We start from the raw sequence: 24,427 nt of genomic DNA on the forward strand, positions 1-24,427 counted from the left end.
ACAGCTCATTCCTCCTCTCCGATCAATCTGTCAATAATTATAGCAGCCGCAGCACGTACAGATAAATGATTGTAATCAGAATTACCACGAATTGGATCAAGTGCGTAATCACAAATTTGCAAAATTTCGTTTGGTAATCCCCAGCCTGTTCCAAAAAGTATAAGAACAGGCCTTTCTGTTTTTCTAATCAACTCCCTTGCTTGTGAATAAGACATGCTGTTTGGTCGACGTTTTGCTGATGTGAAAAATTTCAAAGGCTCGTAACCGGTTTCGGTTTTGATTTCTTCAATTACGTCCTCAAGGTAAGGTTTAACCGCGACTAACTCCAGGGCTTGTGTTCGACTGAAGTTTCTTTTCTTGCCGTATTCGTCCTTCCAATATTTCAAGACAGTTTCTACAACTTTTTGTTGGGCTTTTAAGTTTGTAACAACATAATATTTCTTGATATGGTAAGTTCTAGCTGTTCTTGCTATGTCATGAATGTCTAAGTTCGTCACAGCTGTTGAAATTATCTTGCCATCTTTGCCTAATATAGGGTAATGTATCAAAGCTACACGAACGTCATTCAACATTTTTTATCCAACCCCCTTATCAACAATATGAGAGCTTGTTTGTCTTTTTCCGTGAATTCATGTTTAAGAAACAAATCGGGTCTTTTGATAGCCGTCCGCTTTAAACTTTCAGAGAGTCTGTACAATTCTATTTCCTCGTGATTTCCGCTTAAAAGAACTTCTGGAACTTTCATTTCTCTAAAAATTGCCGGCCTTGTGTAATGCGGATGATCCAAAAGATTGTTGAAAAACGAATCTTGTCTTAAGGATTCCTCCTCAACTACTCCTGGCACAAACCTACTTACCGCATCGCAAATTACCATTGCCGCAAGTTCTCCGCCGCTTAAAACGTAGTCTCCTATGGAAAGTTCTAGATCAACTATTTTCATAACTCTTTCGTCCACGCCTTCATATCTTCCACATAGAATGAGCAAGTTTTCCTTTTTGGATAAAAACATGGCTATCTTGTTGTCGAATCTTTCACCCTGAGGGCTTGTCATTACAACAAAAGGTTTCCCGTATTTTTCGACAACGTAATCGTACAACCTATAGAACGGCTCGGGTTTCATAACCATACCAGGTCCTCCGCCGTAAGGATAGTCATCGACGGTTTTATGCTTGTCTTGTGTGAAGTCCCTCAAGTTCAGTATTTCTATCTCAAGTTTTCCGTCTTTGACGGCTTGTGATATAACACCGTATTCTTTGACAACTTTGACAAAGTCTGGAAAAATGGTTGCTATGATGATTCTCATCAAATCCACTCCGGAACTTTGATCTTTAACCTTTTTCCTCTTTCGAACTCTATGACGTAATCTCTTATCATTGGAAACAGCATTTCCTCTTGGTCTTTTCTTATGACAAGTACTTCGTTTGAACCGTTCCAAAACACGTCCTCGACTTTTCCAACAAAGTTACCAGCCTCGTCGAACACATCTATGCCCAAAACTTCGAAATAGTAAAATTCGTTTGGCTTTAACTTTGGTAGTTCTGAGACGTTAACGACTATTTCAAGACCAACAAGTTTTGATGCATTTTCCGAATCTGATATTCCGGAGAATTTCACAATCAAGGATTTCCTTCCTTTTGTAATTTTTTCAACATCTAGTTCGTACATCTCATCCCGCGCTTCATCGTACAATTTCAGCTTTTTGAACTTCAACAAAAATCCCCATATGTTGGTAGTTGGAACGATTTTCACTTGTCCAAACAGCCCATGAGTTTTCGTTATAATTCCAACCACGACGAAATCCTTCACCTGACCACCTTCAAAGTGAAATTGCCATTTCCCTCAAGAGATGCCAAGAGAATCTTGAGGGATTTGATCGTTCTTCCATCCTTTCCTATGACTTGTCCAATATCTTCTTGGTTGACAACTATTTCTATAACTTTTCCGCCTTCTTCGTTGAATTCGACGACTACGACATCTTCAGGATGCTTGACAATACCTTTTAGAATGTACTCTACCAAATCTTTCATAGGTGCGCTTTACTCCTTTGATTTTTTGCCGTACTTAATCTCGTGAACTTTTGCCATGACGCCTGCTTTTCTAAGGATGTTTTCCACTGTTTCGCTGGGTTGAGCACCTTTGAGAATCCATTCCACTGCTTTATCGACATCGACCTTTATTTGGTCGACTTCCTTCATTGGATTGTAGTAACCCAGTGATTCGATGTACGCACCGTCTCTTTTCTTCCTTGAGTCAACCACAACTATCCTGTAAAATGGCATATGCTTTTTACCCATTCTCGTAAGTCTAATCCTAACCACATGGACACCTCCCGTTAAATCTTGAATGGAAATTTCAGTTTTCCTTGTTTAAACCTCTTCATAAGTTCCTTCATTTCTTCGTAAGACTTCAAAAGTTTGTTTACATCTTGAACAGTTGTACCACTTCCCTTTGCTATTCTCAGCTTACGACTTGCGTTTATTATTCTTGGATTTCTCCTTTCCTCTTTAGTCATGGAGTTTATTATCGCTTCAACTTTTTTCAGCCAAGCTTCGCTTGCCTCAAGGTCAATTTTTGGAGCCCCTGGCAAAAGTTCGAGTATTGAAGAAAGTGGTCCGAGCTTTTTCATTTCAGCCAGCTGTTCTTTGAAGTCTTCGAGTGTGAATTCTGCATGAAGAATCTTTTTGCCGATTTCCTCCATCTTTTGTTTGTCGAGCTCTTTTTCTGCTTTTTCAATGAGCGTGAGAACATCTCCCATACCAAGGATCCTGCTAACAATTCTTTCCGCATAGAAAGGTTCAAGAGCATCGACTTTTTCACCCGTTCCTATGAACTTAACTGGCTTTCCTGTAACATAGCTTATTGAAAGGATTACTCCTCCTCTTGCATCACCGTCCATTTTTGAGACTATGAAACCAGTGAGGTTAAGTCTCTTGTCAAATTCTAAGGCAGAGTTTACTGCATCTTGTCCCACCATTGCATCAACAACCATCAAAATTTCATCAGGGTTAGTTATGTTCTTTATCTTTTCAAGTTCTTCCATCATTTCATCATCTATGTGAAGCCTACCTGCTGTGTCCATTATCACTACGTTGTATTGAGAATTTTTGGCAAAACTCAATGCTTCTTCCACGATTTTTAAAGGATTCTTTCTATCGCCTGTAAAAACAGGGATGTTTATGGATTTTCCAAGTTTTTCCAGCTGATCGATAGCCGCTGGTCTGTACGTATCCGCAGCCACAAGAATAGGATTTCTTCCGTTCTTTTTCAAGTATAAAGCAAGTTTTGCAGCTGTTGTCGTTTTTCCACTACCTTGAAGTCCAACGATCATTATTATTGCTGGATGATGTTTTAAATTTAGTGTTGAAGGATGTCTACCCAGGATCGATATAAGCTCATCTCGTATGATTTTTATGAATTGTTGATCAGGAGTGAGACTTCTTAAGACTTCTTCACCCAAAGCTTTGGCTTTAACTGATTCGACGAATTCTTTAACCACCTTGAAGTTGACATCAGCTTCCAACAAGGAAATCTTCACTTGTTTTACAGCCTCTTCGATGTTCTTTTCAGTTATTTTTCCTCTTCCTGAAAGCGAGCGAAAAATTTTCGACAACTTTTCTTGAAGTCTCTCAAACATCTAAAAACACTCCTCAAAGAATGGTATGATAGTTTAAACAAAAAATCAATTAACTATCGATCACGGATGCAACAACATTGGCAAGATAAGATTACAAGATTTTTAAGTTAAATAGGTGAATTTACTTAATCCATCGCTCTATGTAAAATTATTTGTAACACAATGCCATTGAGCGGGGTGAGACGATGAAACTCGGTTTGGATGTTTTTCTTGAAAAGTATGCAAAAAACTATAAACAAGCAAGGCTAGGTCTTGTGACCAATGCAACGGGAATTAATAGTGATCTTAGACAAAACATAGATCTTTTGGTTGAGAAAGGGCTCAAACTTGTAAAGCTTTTTAGCCCAGAACATGGAATATTTGGTGCAGCTGCGGATGGGGAAAAACTTTCTCATTCAAAGCATCCGAAGTATGGAGTACCGATTTACTCGTTGTATGGAGAAACAGTTCGTCCAAACGATGAAATGCTTGAGGGTATCGATGTTTTGATATACGATATCCAAGATGTCGGATTGAGATTTTACACCTATATATACACGATGGCGTATTGTCTTGAAGAATGTGGAAAAAGAAACATAGAGTTTGTCGTGCTTGATCGGCCCAATCCGCTTTCAAGCAAAATCGAAGGTCCTATCATAGAGAAAAATTTTGAAAGTTTTGTTGGAGGTTATGGACTGCCCATTCGTTATGGTTTGACGATCGGAGAACTGGCAAAGTACATCAACAACACTTTCAAAATCAACGCAAATTTAACGGTAATTGCCATGGAAGGATATGATCCCACGCGTTTTTATGATGAACTTGGATTGCTTTGGAATACCCCTTCTCCAAATCTGCCATCCATGGAACATACTATTCTTTACGAAGGTTTTTGCCTGCTGGAGGGTGTTAACGTTTCCGTTGGAAGAGGAACTGTTCATCCTTTCAAATACATTGGTGCGCCTTGGATCGATTCGGAGAAATTATACAAAAGCATGAAAAAACTTTCCCACGATGGTGTAATCTTTAGAGAAAGAGTATTCATCCCATTTGCTTCCAAGTTTCAAGGACAAGTTTGCTACGGGTTAGAGTTTTTCGTGTTGGACAAAAGAAAGATAAAACCTTTAGAAATAGCGATAGACCTAATCGCGGAATTAAGGGAACTTCACACAAAAGACTTTACGTGGGATAGTTATGTTCATTTGGAAACGGAAAGGTTTTACTTCGATAGATTGATAGGCAGCGATTTTTACAGAAAAGCAATAGAGCAAGGCGCACGATCTTCGGATTTTGTTGAAATCTGGGAAAAGCAATCCGCAGAATTCACAAAGCAAGTTCAACCATTTAGAATCTATTAGTTTTGAGAGCGAACTTTTTTGTATAATAAATCTTAGTCAAAAACTCTTGATAGGGGATGACAGTATGGCGAAGGTTTTTTTCACGGATATGAGTGTTAACTCTTCCATGAACATGTTTCAGAAATTTCAAAGACTTCTCGAGCAGCTTGAGCTTGGTAACATCTTGTCAAAGGGAACTTTGGTTGCGGTAAAAGTTCACTTTGGTGAGTATGGGAACTTGGCTTTTGTAAAACCTCAATATTTAAGGATATTGGTTGATCACATAAAAAAATTTGAAGCGAAACCCTTTTTGACAGACGCAAACACCTTGTACAAAGGTCAACGTTCAAACGCTGTAGATCACATTTGGAATGCCATTTTGAACGGTTTTACACCCGAAGTTGTCGGAGCCCCTGTGATAATTGCCGATGGATTGAGAGGAGCAGATCAGATCGAAGTGGAGATAAACGGTAATTATGTAAAAAAAGCCAAGATAGGCTCCGCGATAGCTTTGGCAGATGTACTTATCTCCGTTGCCCATTTCAAAGGACATATGTCTTCTGGTTTTGGTGGAACCATCAAAAACGTCGGAATGGGAAGTGCATCACGAGCTGGTAAACTTGAACAACATTCTGAAACCAAGCCCAAGGTGAATGTTGAAAATTGCGTGGCTTGCAAAATGTGCCAAAGATTTTGCCCAACAGGAGCTATAACTGTACAAAAGTACGCGGTTATAAACTATGATATTTGCATTGGCTGTGGAGAATGTGTGGCGATGTGCAGCTACGGTGCGATGGAGCCAAGGTGGGATAGCTCAAACGAAGTTTTGTGCAAAAAGATGGTTGAATACACAAAGGCGGTTTTAAAAGATAAAAAAGCTGTATTCATCGCTTTTTTGATGGATATCTCACCAGACTGCGATTGTTGGAACGCAAACAAGCAACCGGTGGCGCCAAACATAGGTATTGCGGCAAGTTATGATCCAGTTGCACTTGAACAGGCATGCATAGATTTGGTTATAAAAACTGTTGGTAAAGATCCTTTCAAAGAAATACATCCAAAGGCACCTTGGGAAGTTCAGATTGAATATGCCGAGCAGATTGGACTAGGTTCTAGACAGTACGAGCTTGTGAAAGTTGCGTGCGATTTGCGGTGAGGCAGTTAGTAGTTAATCACAATAACCTTTGACCAGATGACTTGTCGTAGATCAGCACTTTGTCCGAACTGACAAAAACATAAACTGTTTGCCCGGGCTGCAATTTTTGCTCAAGGGAAGTAACGACCTTGAAGATTTGCCCGTTTGTCTGCAGCGTCACAATCTGTTCGCGTCCCATAGGTTCAACTGTGTAAACAGTCGAGCGGATACTATTTTCCTTATATTCCGAGGAGATAACGGCATGTTCCGGTCTAAAAGCTAAAACAAATTCCCTCTGACCTGTCTGTGTCAACGACTCCACAAACGCATAATTCAACTTGCTATCACCGATGTAGATCATCCTATCATCGATGTTCAACTTAGCTTCAAGTAAATTTGCAGGTGGGTTTCCAAGAAAGCTTGCCACAAAGGTATGATTTGGTTTTGCGTATACTTCTTCTGGGGTTCCAATTTGAACAACTCGACCGTTATTCAAAACAACTATTCTATCTGCTATGGCTAAAGCCTCAGCTTGATCGTGTGTGACATAAATCGATGTAATTTTGAGATCTTTTTGAAGCTTTTTTATCTCTGCTCTTACGTTCAATCTCAATAAAGCATCAAGGTTGCTCAAAGGTTCATCAAACAAAAGTATTCTCGGTTCTTTAACAAGAGCACGTGCTATTGCAACACGTTGTTGCTGCCCACCGCTGAGTTGCCAGGGGTAGCGATCCAAAAGTTGGTCTATTTGAAGCATTTGTGAAACTTGAAGAACCTTTTCTCTTATTTGTTGCGGTTTAACTTTTTTAAGCGTCAAAGGAAAAGCTATATTTTCATAAACTTTCATATGTGGATAAAGCGCCCAATTTTGAAACACCAAGCCAACGTTTCTATCTTTTGGCGGTATATTGGTAACATCGACGTCATCGAAGAAAATTTGACCAGAAGTTGGTTTATATATACCGGCTATCAAATACATCAATGTGGTTTTACCGCTTCCAGAGGGGCCAAGTAATACGACGAACTCTCCATTCCCTATGCTAAAGCTAACATTTGAAAGTGCAACAACTTTTCCGAAAGTCTTTGTGACATTTTTCACTTCAACTCTTGCCAAACGAGTTCACCTCCTGATACCACCAGTGTAGACTTTAAATAAAAGCTGTTGACTCGATATGTAGAAAACAATCGTTGGTAGAAGATAAAAAGTCGCTGCTGCAGCAAGTAGTGGCATGTATGCTATTTCAGTTTCCAGATTTGACTCTATGAAAGTTGCCAAAGTCTTATCTATCAGAAAAGTTCGGACATAAATTATGTCCTGCCATCCTGCGAGAAATCCAAAGATTAAAACTGCAACTATACCTGGTTTTATTAAAGGTAAGAGTATTTTTCTCCACACTTTTAATCTTGAAGCTCCATCGATTAAAGCAGACCATTCGGTTTCCCACGGCAAAAGATCAAAGAAACCTTTCATAAGCCAAACAGATAAAGGCACTTCTAAGGCTGCTCTTGCGAATATCACGTAGAAGAAGGAGAAATATCTAATAAAAATCATGTTTGACGGCATAAGTATTCTGTAGAGAAAATAAACCCCAACTATGAGTACTGATCCAGGTAAAGCATGGATGAGCAACATCGAAAGCAAAAGGATTTTACGCCCTCTGAATTTTATTCTTGAAATGGCATATCCAGTTAATGTTCCAACCAAAGTTGTTACAACGGCTACCCCCCCTGCTACTATAGCCGTACTGAGAGCATGTAACCATATATTTTCTCTTAACCCACCAGTGATGGCGATTCGACCTTCAAATAGCAGTTTCCAGTTTTTTAAAGTGAATCTAAAAGTCGAAAAATCAAAATTAGTCGCCATTTGATTACCAAAACTTGATATCACCAAAAGTGCAAAAGCAACAAGAATAGGTGAAGAAAGCGCTAAAAGTACGGCAAGATATATAAACTCTTTAATCTTACTTTTAGTTTCGACGTCCATTTGTGCCATCACAAATCCCCTCTCGGTTCGGTGAGAAGTTTATCAAAACCAAGGATTTTCAACGTAATCCATCCCAAAAACGCCCCAACTATGACTAACAGAACACCTGCTGCGGCTGCAAAACCTTGGTCAAAAATTCCTGTGAAAGCTAATTCATAAACATACAAAGCCCACGGTGTACCGTAGGATTTATCAACTAATCTCCAGGAAACAAGAAGGTAAGTATGAGCGTAAGAGGTTAAAAGACTAAGCAACTGCCAAGTTGCCACGTACATGATGTGCCATCTTATTTGTGGAATTAAAATACGTTTACACAATTGCCAGTCAGTTGCTCCATCAACTCTTGCTGCTATAACATGTTCAGCAGGGATACTACTTATTGCCGACGAAAGCACAATCATGCCAAAGCTTACTCCTACTAGACCGTTTACAAATATTATTACACTCCATGCACCATATGGAAGGTATTCTTGCCCCCAAGAAATGGGTTTTTGAATTAATCCAAGCTTCAAAAATATCGAATTAAGTGTACCGATCTCACTACCATGGAAAAAGTAGTACCAGACCAAACTGTAAACTGCTATTGGGGCCATTCTTGGCAAAAGCCAGATTGTGTTGATAATTGCATTTGAACGTTTCTCCACGAAGAAGTTGATCAAAGCCAACAACAATCCACCAAGTACATTGATCAGTAAAGTAACTGACACAAAAACAACTGTTGTTAGAAAAACAGCTCTAACCGAGGGATCATTTTGGATCGCATGGAACAAACGATAGTAGTTTCTCCAGCCGATAATCATCCACGCGTATCTATTGATGTTCCAATTTCTCAGTGGAGTGAAACTGATGTATATTGTAAGGATCATTGGCAGGAAATAGAATACAACTAAAATTATGAGAGCTGGGACCAGGAAGGTCCACAGCTCTCTTGATCCTTTGGTTCTCATTGCCCGCCGAATCTCCAATCCGTTGGAATTTGACCAACTATTGAAACACTTTGCTTTAGTTCGAGATCCGCATTGATTTTGCTTATTATGAATTCCACAGCTTTATCAGGTTGCATCCTGCCTCTCAAAACGTTGTCCACCACTTCGGCAAAAATTGCTGCAAGTTTTGGATACATGGGATGCATTGGTGGAAAGTTGGTGTAATCGAGCATATAAGCAACCTCACTTAAAAATCTTGCATTTATTGGATGAACAGTTGCCTTCACAATATCCGCCAAAACAGCTTTAACGGACTCGTCCAAATCGATTCGTAAATTGTAAAGATCATCTAGCCACTTTTTGTCAGCAAGTAACTTGGCAGGTTCTTTACCAACTGGCAAGTGAGCGCTTATAATGCTATGAATTGCATTGATATCTGGATCACAAGCTTTTGCAATTATTAAAAACGCCAGTTCGTCGTAAATTTCCTTTAATGCGGTATATTTTGGATTTTGCGAACCAGCCTTAGAACTGATCATCCACATGAACGGCTGGCTCAAGGTAACTGGTTTCTTTCCAGGTTCACCCGCTGGGAACAATGTGTAATAGAACCAGCTTTCAACTTCTTCAGGTGTTAGGCCTCTTGCTTGACCCGTTTTTGGATCTGTGTAATAACTTTTTGTTTGCCATTCTGTCCAGTACCAAGTTCCACCGATGTCGAATAGTGTTTTGCCGCCAACAATGGCAGGATGCACTTGTTTTGCCCAATCCCAAGCCATTATATCACTTGGCAGAAGGTTTTCTCGGGCAAATACCCATTCAATCGTCAACCATTTGTAAACAGCAGGAACATCGAGGACTAATTTGCCCGTCTTTGGATCATATAGCGAACCACCAAAAGCCAATATGAACTGCATCAAGTCTGGATGTGCAGTGCCTCTTCTATGGATCAACCCCCACTCTGAAGCCCCTTTCTGAACAGCTTCTTTTGCCCATTTGTAAACATCAAACCAAGTAAAATTACCTTCAACGACTTTCTTGTCTAAATCAGTTAGATCCAGACCGATTTTTGCAGCTATGTCTTTTCGAATATAAAATGGTCGAGCCTCAGTGTCTTGAGGTAATCCATACAAACCTCCCTTGTACCTTGCGGCATCCACTTGTGTCGTGTAAAAGTCAGACATGAGCTCTTCGTACTTTGTTGCATATTTGCTGATATCTAAGAGGTAACCTTCTTCTGCCAAGGAAGCTATGTATACATAAGAATTCACAAGGAAATCTCCAGCCGTACCAAGCGGTTGTTTGCTCAAAAACTCCTGATACATTTGCGTAAAGTCAAGTTCGTATCTAGTTTCGCGGATGGTAATTTTTACGTTGATGCCATTCTTTGACCAAATGCTGTTTATCCTTCTTGCAGCTTCCACTATTCCTAGTACTCTCATAACGCTATTTGGATCTCCCGAGCTCCAAACACTGTAACGAACCTCGCTTATACCATTCCTCATCAAAGCTTTTCCAACTTCAATTAAACCCTCTTCAATGCTTGCGCTTATCAATAGCGTACCAACAAGGATAAGTACTACCACCAGCAACTTCTTCATACAAACACCCCCCTTGGAAATTTGTTAACTAATAATACATTAACGTTTCTTTTTTGTCAACATTTCGAAATCAAAAATCGAAAGGTTAATGAATTTGGTTCTCTATCGTCAATGGAAAAATGTCAAAGCGAAATAGAAAATGATCTACAAAAAGTCATTAGTGTAAACAATTGATAAAAGCCATTTCCCATACGGGTTTCGAGAGAAAAAATCGAAAGACTAAAGGAGAAAAATTAGAAAGAAAGAATGATACACTAAAGATAAGGGAGGGAAGTTTAATATGGTGAGAAATGTTGGGCTGAATGTTGATACCATTAGATTATCTGGTTCGTTGAAGAATTTGAGAAAGGAGTTAGAACTTCTACGTAGCTTAGAAATAAATTTAGCTGAGATCCCTCCTGCTGGTTTGCATTTCATCTTTGGTGGAAAATTAGTGTTTTCAAAACTAAAAGAGGTACTAGAGGTAATCAGAGATTTCCCTTTCGAATACACGATTCATATGCCAGATCCAGTAAATTTCGCAATAAATAGAGAAGAGGATTTCGAAATAGCCTCAGCTGTGGTCGAGTTTGCAAAGATAATCGATGCAAAAGTCATAGTTTACCATTGTGGTTCTCAACCAGGCATTGAAGGATTTGATTTGGAAGTTCAAAGGCTAAGTCTACTTGCAGATATTATAGGTGATAAAAACATTTTCATAGGCATTGAAAATCTCGATCATGATATTGAGTGGACTTTAAACATATGCAAAAATGTGGGTAAGGAGAAAGTCAAACTCACCATCGACGTTGGTCATTTGTTTTTGCATTGTAACGGTGACGTCTCAAAGTTTATTGAGCAATTGGAGCTGGGGTTGCCGTACGCTGTAGAAATTCATTTTCACGACAATTTTGGTAAGCCAGCTAATTTGTGTTGGAAAGACATAGGTGAAAAGATTTGGTTTGCCTATCTTTATGGTGTAGGTGATCTCCATCTTCCTCTGGGAATGGGAGTGCTCCCGCTAGAAATTACTTTCGAGTTGATAAACAAATATTTTGATGGTTACGTGGTTATAGAGATAAACGATTTAAACAGATTTCAAGAAGATATAGCTAACAGTATTCGCTTGATACGCAAAAATTGTTTTTGTGGATGATAGAATACTCTATGGGGTGATGAAATGCATTTTTTAACATGTGGGCTTCCGGAAAATATTCTGCGTGCTGAAGCATCGGGTAATTTTTCCCTTGCTAAATGTTTGATCGATCAATGGCTTGCAGACGAAAGAACAACTGAACTTCAAAAGGCTCGGCTTTCCTATGAAAAGGAAAGGATCGAAAGGATCTTGAAAACCTATCCTTACGACGAGGAAGAAGCTTTCAAAATAGCCAGCGAGCAAATCGAAGGATTTTCCCGCAAAGAATTTGAACAACTCATCGAGCAAGGCAAACTCGATTTCATATTTGTGGACGGCAAGAGAAAATTTGAAAAAAGGTTTGTTCAAAACCTTGGTTTTAGTATGAGCGAATACAAAAGCAGGATGAAGCAAGATGAAGATACGCTCGAGGCTAGGAAAATTTTGGATGAGCGGATAAAGCAGCTTTTGAACGGAGATAATCCAAAGGTTTATCGAATAAGGGCAAAGGTAATGTTAAAGGTAAAAAATGTCGAGAAAAAATCTCTTAGAGTTTGGCTTCCGTTTCCAAAAGTAGGTCTGCAGGTTTTAGATGTGAGATTAATTTCGGCAAGTAAGTCGGATTACTACGTTTCCGCCAACAACAGCCCTCAGAGAACCATTTATTTCGAAGGTGTGGAGGATGAGTACTGGGTTGAGTTTGAGTACAAGATAAAAGAATGGGTCAACAAAGTTGATCTTGAAAAAGTTTCTAGTTCGGTTGATCCTTCTGTTCAAAGATTCTTGGCTGAAGAACCGCCGCATATCGTTTTCACGCCGTATTTGAGATATCTTGCAAATCAAATTGTAAAAAGCGAAAAAAATCCTTATTTAAAGGCAAAGTTAATTTATGACTGGATAACCAAAAACGTTCGTTATTCATACGTTAAGCCTTATGCCACTTACGAAAACATTTCCCAATACGTTGCAGAAAATCTAAAGGGTGATTGTGGTTTCCAGGCGCTTTTGTTCATAACTTTGTGCAGAATTGAGGGAATACCGGCAAGATGGCAATCTGGTTGGTATGCAAATCCAATTTTTGCTTCACCGCATGATTGGGCTTTGTTTTACGTTGAACCATATGGTTGGCTTCCTGCAGATCTTTCTTTTGGAGGAGCAAGAAGAAATGATGAAAACATGAGAAACTTTTACTTTGGTAACCTAGATGCCTTTAGAATGGTTGCAAACGATGATTTTATGAAAGATTTCGATCCTCCCACAAGGTACCACAGAGATGATCCTACCGACAATCAAGTTGGAGAAGCAGAATTTGAAGATGGAAAGGCTGAATTTGAATCTGAGCTTGAAATAATTTCCTTTGAAGAAGAGGTGGTATGAATGACTAAAATTTCAGAGATTAAGTTTTCTTTGAAAAGTTATCCCTATAAAAAACCATTTCACATAACAGGGAGCATTTCAAGCATAGCAACCAACGTTGAGGTTGAGATAAAGCTGAGCGACGGTATAGTCGGGTATGGCGAAGCTTCTCCTTCCTTTAGAGTTAACGGTGAAAAGCCAGAAGCTTTGATGGCAATGGAAAACTTTGTCAAAGAATTGTTGATAGGCTTGGATGTAAGACAGTACAGAAAAATCTTTGAAATAACAGACAAGTTGATATCCACCCCAAGTTTGAAAGCAGCGCTTCAATTTGCCGTTTTGGATTGTCTTAGCCAGGTTTATGGTACAACAGTTAGCCATCTTCTTGGTGGCTACAAAAAAGAAATTGAAACAGATAAAACGGTTGGAATTGACAGCTTTGAAAATCGTGTCAAAGACGCTAAGCAAATTTTTGAAGAAGGTTTTAAGGTGATCAAAATAAAGGTTGGAGAGAACCTGCGCGAGGATATAGAGGTTTTGCAGGAGATAGCAAAGGTAACAAAAGGTGCAATGTACATCGTCGATGCGAACATGGGTTATACACCAAAGCAAGCTGTTGAATTTGCAAAACAAGTTTACAAATCTGGAATAGATATAGCCGTCTATGAGCAACCGGTTTATTGGTCAGATTTTGATGGACTTAAATTCGTAAGGTTCAACGTTCCGTTCCCCGTGGCAGCGGATGAATCTGCAAAGAGTAAATTCGATGTTATGAGACTTATCAAGGAAGAGGCAGTCGATTACATAAACATAAAGCTTATGAAATCTGGTATAAGTGATGCGTTGGCGATAGTTGAATTAGCAAAAGCAGCAAATTTGAAGCTTATGATAGGTTGCATGTCGGAATCAAGTTTGGGTATCAATCAAAGTGTGCATTTTGCGCTTGGAACAGGAGCATTTGAATTTCACGATCTGGACAGCCATCTTTTGATAAACGAAGAAACGTTCCGGGGAAAGTTTGTACAAAATGGGCCGAAGATATCGCTTGGTGAGTGATATGACAATAACAGAAGCAATTAGAATGATAAGCAAACGCAAAGTTGGGATTGTGGAATTGGTGAATCTGTGTCTAGAAAATATCCACAAAAACCAAGATTTGAACGCTTTCATAACTTGCATGGAAGAACAGGCTCTTGAAGAGGCAAAGGAAAAAGAAAAGGTTGCAAAAAATGCGGATTTTGAAAAGCAACCACTTTTGGGTATTCCAATAGCTGTGAAAGATTTGATCGATGTAAAAGGTGTTCCAACAACTGCAGGGAGTTTGTTTTTCAAGGAAAATATTGCAAAAGAAGATGCCTTTGTGGTAAAGCTTCTAAGAAAAGCTGGTGCGATAATCGTTGGAAAGACAAACCTTCACGAAATAGCACTCGGAGTTACCAACAACAATCCGCATTTTGGCCCATGCAGAAATCCTTACGATAAGTCGAAAATATCAGGAGGATCATCTGGCGGTTCTGCTGTAGCCGTTGCGACAGGTATGGCTTTGGCAGCACTTGGAACAGACACTGGTGGATCGATAAGAATACCAGCTGCGCTATGTGGGGTAGTTGGATTAAAACCGACTTACGGTGTTGTCAGCACCAGCGGAGTAATTCCTTTGGCTTGGCATCTCGATCACGTTGGACCTATTACATCCTCCGTAGAGGATGCTCACTTGATTTTCAGAATAACTCGCAAATATGATAGAAATAATCCTTACTCTGTGACAAGAGTTTATAAGGTTAAAAGAAACCTTTCACGTTTGCGTGTTGCCGTAGCGGTTGGAGAGTATATAGAAGAAGCTGATCAAAGAATTCTTGAACTTGTGAGGGATATTGCAAAATCTCTTGAGAAAATGGGCTTTTCAGTTGAACAAAAGAAATTGGATTGGCTAAAAGATTTAGCTGCCGCCAATGTTTTGATGACACAGGTGGAAGCAGCTACGTTTCACAAAGAAAGACTTTTGAAAAATCCAGAAATGTTCGGTTCGGATGTCAGAGAAAGACTCATGCAAGGTTTAAACACCAGCGGTACTGATTATGCTCTTGCAAGAAAAACACAAACTGAGGCAAAGCACATTTTCAGAGAATTCTTCAAAGAGTACGATTTAATCCTTCTTCCAACAACTCCCATCACAGCTCCACCCATTGAAGGAGAAAATGCCGTTGCAATGGCTAGAAAGTTAACACGGTTCACCGCTCCGTTCAATATTTCTGGACTTCCAGCTTTAACGGTACCGGTGGGTTTTGTCGATGGGCTGCCTGCTGGTGTGCAATTGGTTGCAAGCTGGTTTGAAGAGGAATTGCTTTTCTTTGTTGGTCAAAAAATCGAAAGTATTGTGAAATAATACATCGCATTTTAAAATTACATTTGGGAAGTGAAAAGATGAAAAGGGTAATGAGTGTTCTTTTGCTGGTAATTCTATTCTTCTCTGTGGTTTTATCACAACAAGTTACACTCAGAGTTATTCAAGTTTTCACAAGTCCTTTGAGAACGAAAATACTTGAACAGATCATTCAAAAATTTGAGGAACAAAATCCTGGAGTAAAAGTAGAACTCATATCCCCACCTTACGAAACAGCCTATCAAAAGATTTACTTGATGGTAAGCGCTGAAGAACCTTTGGATATCGTTGAAGTTGGAGATTGGTCGTTGAGCGCTCTTGCAAGTATGGGTAAATTGCTTTCCTTAGAACCTTATCTGGCTAAGTCTGAACTGACGAAGTATTTGGTCGAAGGAGTATTGGAGAGCGCAAGAACCTACAAAAATACTGCTTACCTTCTTCCCAATGCGATATACGTGAAGACGCTTTTCTACAGGCCTGACATACTTTCAAAATATGGAATAACTGAACCTGCAAAAACGATGGATGAACTTTTGGAGCATTGTAGAATTTTAACAAGGTCAGATAAAAACCAGTATGGATTTGATTTCCGTGGGAAAGGATATCCAACAGCGTTCATTGACATAGTTATGACTTCTTTCTTCGATGATATAGATCCGAACTGCATGTATTTGAAAAAAGATGGAAAGTTGATATTTGAAGACAAGAGAGCATTGGAAGCTTTGAATTTCTATATAGAACTTTACAAAACAGCACCAAAAGATTCCATCAATTGGGGATTTGATGAGCAAGTAAACGCTTTTGTCTCGGGAATTACTCCATACCTTTTCCAAGATCCGGACACGGTGGGGTTGTTGAATGAACTTATGGTTGAGGGGACTTACAAGACCGCTCCACTGCCAATAGGTAAGGGGGGCAAGGCTTATCCAACTATTGGATTTGCCGGATGGGGTATAACAAGTTATTCCAAAAACAAAGATCTTGCATGGAAGTTCATAGAGTTTTTCAATTCGCCGGAGATCAACGCGCTTTGGTGCAAAGAATATGGCGCCTTGCCTGTGGACAAAAGAGTTTACGAAATGGAGCCATACTTCCAAAGTGAAAAATTCGCCGGTTGGATTGCTATGTTCAACGATCCAGAAAAGTATCAATTTACAAGGTATCCTTTGGACAACGAAGCTTGGAGTGAGTGGAATGAACCTCACGAGACAACTATGCAGCAAGTTTTGCTTGGAAAGCTGAAACCAGAAGCAGCGCTGAAAATGTGGGCTGACTTCTGGAAGAAGGCGGGGCTTGGCAAGTAGGGATGAAGGTTAAAAATTTATCGTACTTTCTAATGTTATCCCCCACATTGCTACTCGTTTCTTTCTTGAACTTGTATCCCCTCGTTCGCGGGGGGATCATTTCTTTTCAAAGGTTGACAGTTTTTACTATGAACAATCCAAGGTTCATTGGATTTCAAAACTATGTGTCCGTGCTGAATGACCCTTGGTTCTTAACTTATGTGTTGAATACAATTGTTTGGATTGGCTTTTCTGTTCTTTTTCAATTCGTTTTTGGTTTAATCTTGGCTTTGCTTTTGAACAAACCATTTTTCGGTCGAAGCGTTTATATGGGATTAGTTTTCTACCCTTGGTCGCTTTCTGGTTTTGTTATAGGACTACTTTGGTCATGGCTTTTGAACGGACAGTTTGGTGTGTTGAACGATATTCTTCTTAAGATTGGTATCATTAGGTCGTCGGTGAGTTTTCTTTCCGATCCAAAATTAGCTATGTTTTCTGTGATAATGGTCAACGTTTGGTATGGAATACCGTTTTTCGCCATAATGTTGCTCGCGGCGTTGCAAGCAATTCCGCAAGAGCTCTACGAAGCGGCAGCTATAGACGGAGCTGGGTTGTGGAAGCAATTTTTGACTATAACCCTGCCATCTTTAAAGCCAACGATAGTCAACTCGGTGTTGCTCAGAATAATCTGGGTTATGAATTTCCCAGATATCATATACGGAATGACTCGTGGTGGTCCTGCTGGAGTTACAACAACCCTTTCTGTCTACATGATAAACATAGTCTACTACCGGAACGATTTTGGTAAAGCTGCCGCAGTCGGAGTTATTATAACCTTGATACTCCTTTCTTTCACAGTTTTGTACTTGGCGTTGCTTGGAAGGGATGAGTGATGCTTAGCAAAAGAAAAAGAATTGTTTTATCGACAGTTCGAGCAATAGGCTTGAGCATATTCTTGGTTTGTGCTATCTTTCCACTTTTGTGGATTGTTCTCACATCTCTTAAGGAATCAACTGAGGTTTATACCTTTCCCATTAGATACATACCTTCGAAGATTTCTTTTGATGCGTATAGGTATCTTTTTAGCTTTGCCAAGTTCCACATTTATTTTAAAAATAGTCTAGTGGTTTCCCTTCTATCCGCAACTATCGCGACGATATCGTCTTTGCTGAGTGGTTATACGCTTTCTAGGTTTACTTTCAAGGGTAGAAGATTCATTTTGATCGTTCTTTTTTTCGTGCAAATGATACCTTTTTATGTGCTCATGATTCCATTGTTTACAATGTTTTCAAAGCTAGGACTCACCAACACCGTCACAAGTTTGCTGGTGATTTACAGCGGTTATGGTGCAGCCTTTGGTGCAATAATGGCGCGTGCATTTTTCAGTGCGATACCCAAAGAACTTGAAGAAGTAGCTTGGCTTGACGGCTGCACAAAGCTTCAAGCGTTGATGAAAGTAATACTCCCAGTTTTTCTTCCCAGTGTAGGTGCAATCTTTGCTTTTTGTTTTGTAAACAGTTGGAACGAGGTGTTTACAGCCGTTCTTTTCATTCACAGCGAACACAAAATGACTGTTCCTGTTGCACTTTATTCTTTTGTTTCCAAAGCCGGTATTCAGTGGAATGTCATGGCAGCTGGTATAACCATAGCTGTGATTCCAAACATAGTTGTTTTTGGTTTGGCGCGGAAATACATTGTGCAGGGACTAACACAAGGAGCCATCAAAGGATGAGGCAAATTGAAAAAATCAACCCAGCATCCTCTTAACATCATCTATTAACTTGCTATCGCCCAAGTAATTCAGTTCATCCCAAAGTTCAGGGTTTTTGATGATAAGCATTGCCGTAGCTTTAACTATATCCTGTTTAACCACGTTTGAAAATTCCTCCATTTTGTAGGCTTTGATTAGATAATCCAAAGCTTTTTTAGTTGGTATATTCGCAAGCACCATGATCGCTTGTTCAGCCAGTTCTTGCCGGTATTCGTCTTCAATTAGGAAGTATCCAACAACGTCTACAACTTTTTCTCCTTCTCCAAGTTTTGCCAAAGCTTCGTAAATCACAAGGTGTGCCATTTCATCGTCGTATCTTTGAAGTAAGTTGTAAAGGTCTTTTTTAATGCTCTGCTCGTTCAAGTCTGCCAAAATATCTGCTATGTAAAGAGTTATAACATCGTTTTTCTCGTTTTTGTGCATCCTTTCTTTGAACTTTTCCAGTAACACCGGTTTAGCTTGATCACCAAATCTGTATATCGTCTCGATAACTATATCTCGAACTTCTTCGTTTTCATCTTCAAGCAAGTTCAACAAAACCGGAATAGCACTGATGCCTTTTTCTAAGATTATTCTGTCTATCAGCGCTTTGTATTTCTCTACATCCATCGCACCACACCACCTTTTTCGACAACCAATTTGCGCGAAAAGTACTCCGCAAACTCGGGATCATGAGTGACAAATCCAACCACTTTGTTCAGCTTTTCCATTCCTTTCAAAACTGAAGCCATTTTGGATTTGTTCTCAGAATCCAACGCAGAGAAACCTTCATCAACAAAGAAAGCCTCCATTTCTCCCAAAGTTGCCTCTGCGATTGCCATTGCAAGAGCTAAGGATACAATCGTTTTTTCTCCTCCTGATAAACCATCCGCATGTCTTATAACTCCAAAATCGCGTATTACGAATCCATTTGGCCCTATACCAAGCTGAAATCTGCCATCGGTTATTACGTTCAAATGTTGGTTGGCAAGCGTTAATATCTGATCTAAGGCGACTTTTGCAACATAAGCTTGGAATTCTTTTGCACCAAACGTTGATTTCACCAAACTGTAGACTTGATATTTCTCATAAACAGTCTGATATTCTTGTTCGCATCTTTGTTTTTTCAATTCTAATTCTTCGATTTGATTCAACAAATGTTGTGTCACGGCTTTTTCGTTTATCACTAAATCCCTTTGTTTCTTTAATTTTTGAATTTCTTCACCCAATTCTGCCAACTTTTTATAAGTTGTAGATCTGTCAACGGTCATTTGACTCAACAATTGGTTTTTCCTTTGCTTACAATCGTTTAATCGAATTTGGATGTTCTTTAGTTGTTCCAAGGCGTTTTCCACTTTTAAATTTCTGAGTTTTTCGAAATCTTCAAAAGTCAAGCTCGCTTTGTCAAGTTCTTCGAAAAAGGCTGTTTCGCTCTCTTTTGCCCTTTCTTGAAGCAATTTCAACTTATCATCCAATAATTTCAATTCTTCTCGAATTTCTTCTATCCTTTGTGTTATCTGATTTTTTGATTCTAGTAAAGACGAAATTTGACTTTCAACAAGGGATTTTTCTTTTGTCACACTTTCTAACTTTTTAGACAGCTCATCGATATCCTTTGTTAGATTTTGGTAATACCCTTCTTTAACCAAATCCTCTTGTAGTGTTCGAATCATTTGATTTTTTTCCTCTAACTCAACGTTGAGTTTTATTTCATCACTTGTTAGACTATCGAACTGCTTGTTCAATACTGCAAGTTCACTTTCGATTGCAACAATTTGGCCCTTTAGATCTTCAAGTTGCTTTAGCTTTTGTTCGTAAAGCCCAAGGTTTATTTCAGCTTGAATAGGCGGTTGACCTTTGTATTCGTTGCCACAAACTGGGCATCGATCTCCCACAGCAAGATGTTGAGCTATCAAAGAAGCCATCTTTGCAATCGCCACATTGTTCATGGATTGAATTTCGTTGTTTAAATCCTCGGACGCAGTGTAAAGTTTTTGAAGATCTTGTTTTTTCCTTTCGATTCGCTCTTTGACGTCTTGACTTTTTCTTTTAATTTGGCTTAGATATTCTTCAAGTTTTCTCTTTTCGGCGGCAAGTTGAACTATTTTTTGAAGTATCGGCTCTGAATTCTGCCGTATTTTTGTCAAGTTGTCCAACTTTACCCTTAATGTTTCATAGAGACTGTTCAAATCATTCAAACGATTGCTTTTTTCGTTGATCTGTAATTTTGTTTGTTCAAGTTGCGACTGAAGTTTATCGAGTTTGTCAACGGTTTTTCTTCTCTCTTGCAAAGTTTGCTGGACAAGTTCTTTATCGTTTTTGTACCTAATGTAAATCGCTTCCAGCTGTTTAGCTACGATGATTTTTTGTTCTTTTTCGGCTTTTTGCGCTAAATCTTTTTCGAGTTTTTCAAGTTCTGCTATTTGTTGATCCAGTTGATCGATCTCCTTCCACGTTTCTGCAGCTTTTTTGACGATTTCATGCTCTAACTCGAGTTTTGAAAGTTGCTGTTCAATTTGTTTTAAGTACTCTTCGTATTGTAGAATTTTTTCTTTGTTTGTTTTTGCACTTAGATCTTCTAATTGTTTTCTAAGCGATGACAGTTCAAATTGTTTAATTTCGTGCTGCGTTTTTGCCTCTTGAAATTTTTCTGCAATCTTTTCTTGAACAGTTTTCAACACTTTCTTTGGAAAAAGCACATCGAATATGACTTCTTCTATTTTCGACCAACTGGCCGTCAAGAGTTCTGTAGCCATTCCCTGGGGAAGTAAAAACGTCGTTATGAAACTATCGTAAGAAGCTCCAATAATCTTTTGAACAAAGTCGTCGACAGCGCTTCTTTGAGTGGCGATAACCTTATTGTTCTCCAGAAGTTTGGCTTGATGTCCATTTTCGCTCACTCTTCTTATTATTTGGTATTTTTTTCCATTTTTGAGGAAGGTGAATTGTACCTGGCAAAAATCGCTACCAGTTCGAACATAACTTTTAGGGCTCTGCCGGCCATACCTAACGCCTGCACCATAAAGTGCGAAAACCATCGCTTCGAGTAAAGAAGATTTTCCTGCCCCGTTTTTTCCCACGATCAGAAAAACTCCCTGTTCAAATTCAACATTTGCGTATTTTATTCCCAAAAAATTCTCCACCTTTATACTAACTGGTCTCAAAGCTCTTCCACCTCTTTCAATATTTCTTCAACAGTTTGAATCATCTTGTCTTCAAACCCTTCAAATCGACCTTTTATGAATTGTTTGTACATATCGAGCAAATCCAACTTTTTGATTTGCGTCAAAATTGATGTGGAATCGTACTCGTTTTTGAAAACAACTTTTCGAACACATTCGAAATTGTCCATAAAGTATCGTCTCACTTCGTTCGACTCCGGTGCATCGAAGACTAACCTTGCATACCCTTCGAAAGATTTCAGCTCATCGGAAAGCTTATCGATTGTTTTAGCGGAATAATCTGACAAGTAGAAAGTCTTGAGTTTTTTGCAAGGCGTTTTGATTTCCAAAATGCGCTTCTGCGAGCCTTCAAAATCAACTATTAAAGCCCCTTTTGATTCTTTTTCTTCGCCAAAGTCAAAAATTATTGGTGAACCACAGTAGCATACAGTTGGATTCACAGACAGTTGTCCTTGGTGATGGATGTGTCCAAGCGCTACGTAATCGATTCCCGTTGGAACAACAGTTGTTTTTATTTCTACCTCTATGTGATTCTCTCTCTCGGATTCTATGCTTCCTTCAACCATCAAATGCCCAGCTACGATATTTAGTTTGTAAGGGTTTATCTTTTGTCTAACTTCCTCGAAAAACCAATTCAGAAAATCTTTTGCTCTTGCCAAGTTGTCATGGAATTCTAAAAGTCTTTGTACATCTATGTATGGAATTGCGAAGATGTTGAAGTTGCCTATTTGCAATGGTTCAACAACAGGTTCATCCACGATGAACAAGTTTTTCACTTTCAGATTTTTCCAAGCTTTAAGGCCTTGCCAGTCGTGATTTCCAAGTACCACTATCGTTGGAGCCAAGGAAGCGAATTTTGCCAATATATCCGCCAACAAGTTTAAAGCTTCTAGCCTCGGTGAAACCCTGTTGTGAAGAACATCTCCAGTGATCAAAATTAAATCTACTTTTTCTTCTTTCGCCTTTTCTACAAGAAAATTCAAAGCAACTTTTAACTCTTCCAATCTGTCAGTTGATTTTGATCCGATCCAGGATTCTATACCAAGGTGCCAATCTGATGTGTGAAGGATCTTTGGCATAATCTTAACCTCTCTTAAAGACATTTTCTTCCGTTGGAAAAGTTCTTGAACGAACGTCGAGTATGTAAGTTTTTACAGCTTTGAGAGCTTCTTCATAAAGGTTGGCATACCTTTTTGCGAATTTTGGAAGAAAATCTGGATTTAGTCCTAAAACATCGTGCAGAACCAAAACTTGTCCATCGCAAAACCGTCCTGAACCTATTCCTATGGTTGGTACCTTAACGGACTCGGTGATTGCCTTGGCTGTTTCTTCTGCAACCATTTCAAGAACTATGGCGAAAACTCCTGCACTCTCCAAAGCCTTTGCTTCTTGAATCAAAAACTGTGCGCTTTTTTCATCCTTTCCTTGAACCTTGTAACCACCGAACACGTTTATAGATTGAGGAGTTAAGCCTAAATGTCCCATAACTGGTATACCACATTTGACCAATCTTTCTACGAGTGGAGCGAAAAACGAACCGCCTTCAATTTTAACAGCGTTTGCACCTGCTTCCTTTAAAAATCTTCCTGCGTTCAGCACAGCTTCATCTGCAGAACATTGGTAAGACAAAAATGGCATGTCGGCAACTATGAATGCGTCTGGTGCTCCTCGTCTTACCGCTTGTACATGCCTTAGCATATCTTCCATTGTTACCGGCAGGGTGTCTTTGTAACCAAGGACGTTGTTGCCAACGGAATCCCCTACCAGAATTATATCCACTCCTGCTTCGTGGACAATTCTTGCAAATGGTGCATCGTAAGCAGTTATCATCACTATGGGCTCCTTACCCTTCATTGATATCAATTTTTGAAGTGTTATCATACAAAATCACCTCGCTTCAATTCAGAAAGAATTCTAACCATTGTGTCGTAAAACTGTGCAAAATCTGGAAATGAGTTGATAAAAATTTCTTTTTCAGCTTGCACCACTTTCCAGTCTCCTCTTGCCACTGGTCCTGTCAAAGCTTTGCGTACACCAAGTGTGGATATGTTGTGAACGGTGTTTTCCATCAAAGCTGGTATGATTTTATCGAAGTTTGGGATCTCATATTTTTCATAAAGCATTTTGGCTAAATAAGCAAGTCCCACAAGAAAGTTAGAGGCAATCACGGCAGCCAAATGATACGCTGGTTTGACATTCGGTGGAATTTTCACAAAACAATTTGAGACACTTTTTGCAATTTCTTCCGCTGCTTTAAGTCCTTTATCGTTTCCCTCTATTCCAAAACAGCATTTACGAATATGCAATTCAGCAGTTTTAAAATCCGCAAAAGAAAGATTTGGATGAAGTGATGCGCGGCCAAAGTCACGACTATCGGCATCGTAGAAAACTTCTGAGCCAAGAAAACCACTAAAGTGGATCAAAGTCCCTCCAATCACCTTTTTTCTTATCCTTTCATAGACCTTTTCAAGTACATCGTCTGGAACCGCTACGAAAGTTATACCACTTAGTTCAAAGTTATCTTCATATTCCACAGGTTTACCCTGACCCAAAGTTTGAACGTAAGCCTTCGCTTTGTCCCTTTGCCTTGAGACAACGTATTCAACTTTGTAACCTTTTTCAACAAGCGCCTTTGTAATGGCAAAAGCCACCTTACTTGTTCCAACTATGTTAATGATCAAATGGTTTTCCTCCCAGTGTAATTTGCAGCACAAATAATTTTACAACGGATGTGTATTTTCAGGTATGATGTAAACTAAA

24 protein-coding genes are annotated in these 24,427 nt (G+C 39.2%); 9 read left to right on the forward strand and 15 right to left on the reverse strand.

Annotated elements, in window-relative coordinates; all coding sequences use genetic code 11:
* Window positions 1-5: 5 nt before the first annotated feature.
* From THETH_RS03985 to ffh, 6 genes are read right to left on the reverse strand one after another with little or no spacing between them, the layout of a single operon-like run.
* Window positions 6-572: an RNA methyltransferase gene (locus THETH_RS03985; protein ID WP_013932092.1), complete on the reverse strand. Its 567-nt coding sequence runs from the start codon at window positions 570-572 to the stop codon at window positions 6-8.
* Window positions 566-1,303 (reverse strand): tRNA (guanosine(37)-N1)-methyltransferase TrmD, encoded by a 738-nt coding sequence (gene trmD / locus THETH_RS03990; protein ID WP_013932093.1) that lies wholly within the window; start codon window positions 1,301-1,303, stop codon window positions 566-568. The genes THETH_RS03985 and trmD overlap by 7 nt, the downstream gene beginning before the upstream one ends.
* Window positions 1,303-1,806 (reverse strand): ribosome maturation factor RimM, encoded by a 504-nt coding sequence (gene rimM / locus THETH_RS03995; RefSeq protein WP_013932094.1) that lies wholly within the window; start codon window positions 1,804-1,806, stop codon window positions 1,303-1,305. Before rimM ends, trmD begins: the two co-directional genes overlap by 1 nt.
* Complete coding sequence (locus THETH_RS04000) at window positions 1,803-2,027, reverse strand: KH domain-containing protein (RefSeq protein WP_013932095.1); 225 nt, start codon at window positions 2,025-2,027, stop codon at window positions 1,803-1,805. The genes rimM and THETH_RS04000 overlap by 4 nt, the downstream gene beginning before the upstream one ends.
* A 9-nt stretch (window positions 2,028-2,036) precedes the next feature.
* The gene (rpsP, locus tag THETH_RS04005; protein ID WP_013932096.1) at window positions 2,037-2,318 is read right to left on the reverse strand and encodes a 30S ribosomal protein S16; all 282 of its coding nucleotides are present in this window, start codon (window positions 2,316-2,318) and stop codon (window positions 2,037-2,039) included.
* Window positions 2,319-2,332: 14 nt separating this feature from the next.
* Window positions 2,333-3,634 (reverse strand): signal recognition particle protein, encoded by a 1,302-nt coding sequence (gene ffh, locus THETH_RS04010; protein WP_013932097.1) that lies wholly within the window; start codon window positions 3,632-3,634, stop codon window positions 2,333-2,335.
* 185 nt (window positions 3,635-3,819) lie between these two features.
* Here ffh and THETH_RS04015 point away from each other — a divergent pair, with 185 nt between their 5' ends.
* Together THETH_RS04015 and THETH_RS04020 are read left to right on the forward strand one after the other, a co-directional pair.
* Window positions 3,820-4,971, forward strand: coding sequence for an exo-beta-N-acetylmuramidase NamZ family protein (locus THETH_RS04015; RefSeq protein WP_013932098.1), 1,152 nt, complete (start codon window positions 3,820-3,822; stop codon window positions 4,969-4,971).
* Window positions 4,972-5,035: 64 nt separating this feature from the next.
* Window positions 5,036-6,106 (forward strand): DUF362 domain-containing protein, encoded by a 1,071-nt coding sequence (locus THETH_RS04020; RefSeq protein ID WP_013932099.1) that lies wholly within the window; start codon window positions 5,036-5,038, stop codon window positions 6,104-6,106.
* A 16-nt stretch (window positions 6,107-6,122) separates the two neighbouring features.
* On the opposite strand, the gene THETH_RS04025 is transcribed toward THETH_RS04020, so the two are convergent.
* The 4 genes from THETH_RS04025 to THETH_RS04040 are packed head-to-tail and all read right to left on the reverse strand — an operon-like array spanning window position 6,123 to window position 10,599.
* Window positions 6,123-7,199, reverse strand: a complete 1,077-nt coding sequence (locus tag THETH_RS04025; RefSeq protein ID WP_013932100.1) for an ABC transporter ATP-binding protein — start codon at window positions 7,197-7,199, stop codon at window positions 6,123-6,125.
* A 6-nt stretch (window positions 7,200-7,205) separates the two neighbouring features.
* Window positions 7,206-8,081: a carbohydrate ABC transporter permease gene (locus THETH_RS04030; protein ID WP_013932101.1), complete on the reverse strand. Its 876-nt coding sequence runs from the start codon at window positions 8,079-8,081 to the stop codon at window positions 7,206-7,208.
* Entirely contained in the window at window positions 8,081-9,019 is a 939-nt protein-coding gene (locus THETH_RS04035) for a carbohydrate ABC transporter permease (protein WP_013932102.1), read from the reverse strand. Before THETH_RS04035 ends, THETH_RS04030 begins: the two co-directional genes overlap by 1 nt.
* The gene (locus tag THETH_RS04040; protein ID WP_013932103.1) at window positions 9,016-10,599 is read right to left on the reverse strand and encodes an ABC transporter substrate-binding protein; all 1,584 of its coding nucleotides are present in this window, start codon (window positions 10,597-10,599) and stop codon (window positions 9,016-9,018) included. The genes THETH_RS04035 and THETH_RS04040 overlap by 4 nt, the downstream gene beginning before the upstream one ends.
* Window positions 10,600-10,879: 280 nt before the next feature.
* On the opposite strand from THETH_RS04040, the gene THETH_RS04045 reads away from it, so the two are divergent.
* The 7 genes from THETH_RS04045 to THETH_RS04075 all read left to right on the forward strand — a co-directional run bounded on the left by THETH_RS04045 (window position 10,880) and on the right by THETH_RS04075 (window position 18,467).
* Entirely contained in the window at window positions 10,880-11,734 is an 855-nt protein-coding gene (locus THETH_RS04045; protein ID WP_013932104.1) for a sugar phosphate isomerase/epimerase family protein, read from the forward strand.
* Between the two features lie 24 nt (window positions 11,735-11,758).
* The gene (locus THETH_RS04050; protein WP_013932105.1) at window positions 11,759-13,090 is read left to right on the forward strand and encodes a transglutaminase domain-containing protein; all 1,332 of its coding nucleotides are present in this window, start codon (window positions 11,759-11,761) and stop codon (window positions 13,088-13,090) included.
* Window positions 13,091-14,125 (forward strand): L-Ala-D/L-Glu epimerase, encoded by a 1,035-nt coding sequence (locus THETH_RS04055; RefSeq protein ID WP_013932106.1) that lies wholly within the window; start codon window positions 13,091-13,093, stop codon window positions 14,123-14,125.
* A 1-nt stretch (window position 14,126) separates the two neighbouring features.
* Complete coding sequence (locus THETH_RS04060) at window positions 14,127-15,455, forward strand: amidase (RefSeq protein ID WP_245530578.1); 1,329 nt, start codon at window positions 14,127-14,129, stop codon at window positions 15,453-15,455.
* Window positions 15,456-15,493: 38 nt separating this feature from the next.
* Window positions 15,494-16,756 carry an ABC transporter substrate-binding protein gene (locus THETH_RS04065; protein WP_013932108.1) on the forward strand — a complete coding sequence of 421 codons (1,263 nt, stop codon included), beginning with the start codon at window positions 15,494-15,496 and terminating at the stop codon, window positions 16,754-16,756.
* Window positions 16,757-16,884: 128 nt separating this feature from the next.
* Window positions 16,885-17,628: a carbohydrate ABC transporter permease gene (locus THETH_RS04070; RefSeq protein ID WP_245530559.1), complete on the forward strand. Its 744-nt coding sequence runs from the start codon at window positions 16,885-16,887 to the stop codon at window positions 17,626-17,628.
* Window positions 17,628-18,467 (forward strand): carbohydrate ABC transporter permease, encoded by an 840-nt coding sequence (locus THETH_RS04075; protein ID WP_013932110.1) that lies wholly within the window; start codon window positions 17,628-17,630, stop codon window positions 18,465-18,467. Before THETH_RS04070 ends, THETH_RS04075 begins: the two co-directional genes overlap by 1 nt.
* 15 nt (window positions 18,468-18,482) lie before the next feature.
* Here the strand turns inward: THETH_RS04075 and THETH_RS04080 are convergent, their stop codons facing one another.
* The 5 genes from THETH_RS04080 to THETH_RS04100 are packed head-to-tail and all read right to left on the reverse strand — an operon-like array spanning window position 18,483 to window position 24,348.
* Window positions 18,483-19,115 (reverse strand): HEAT repeat domain-containing protein, encoded by a 633-nt coding sequence (locus THETH_RS04080; RefSeq protein WP_013932111.1) that lies wholly within the window; start codon window positions 19,113-19,115, stop codon window positions 18,483-18,485.
* A complete protein-coding gene (locus THETH_RS04085) occupies window positions 19,106-21,649 on the reverse strand; it encodes an AAA family ATPase (protein ID WP_013932112.1) in 2,544 nt (847 codons plus the stop codon). The genes THETH_RS04080 and THETH_RS04085 overlap by 10 nt, the downstream gene beginning before the upstream one ends.
* A complete protein-coding gene (locus THETH_RS04090) occupies window positions 21,646-22,746 on the reverse strand; it encodes a metallophosphoesterase family protein (RefSeq protein ID WP_013932113.1) in 1,101 nt (366 codons plus the stop codon). The genes THETH_RS04085 and THETH_RS04090 overlap by 4 nt, the downstream gene beginning before the upstream one ends.
* A 4-nt stretch (window positions 22,747-22,750) precedes the next feature.
* Window positions 22,751-23,548, reverse strand: coding sequence for a 3-methyl-2-oxobutanoate hydroxymethyltransferase (panB, locus tag THETH_RS04095; protein ID WP_013932114.1), 798 nt, complete (start codon window positions 23,546-23,548; stop codon window positions 22,751-22,753).
* Window positions 23,545-24,348: a Rossmann-like and DUF2520 domain-containing protein gene (locus THETH_RS04100; RefSeq protein ID WP_013932115.1), complete on the reverse strand. Its 804-nt coding sequence runs from the start codon at window positions 24,346-24,348 to the stop codon at window positions 23,545-23,547. Before THETH_RS04100 ends, panB begins: the two co-directional genes overlap by 4 nt.
* Window positions 24,349-24,427 lie beyond the last annotated feature (79 nt).

This window comes from Pseudothermotoga thermarum DSM 5069, from assembly GCF_000217815.1.
Taxonomy (GTDB): Bacteria; Thermotogota; Thermotogae; order Thermotogales; family DSM-5069; genus Pseudothermotoga; species Pseudothermotoga thermarum.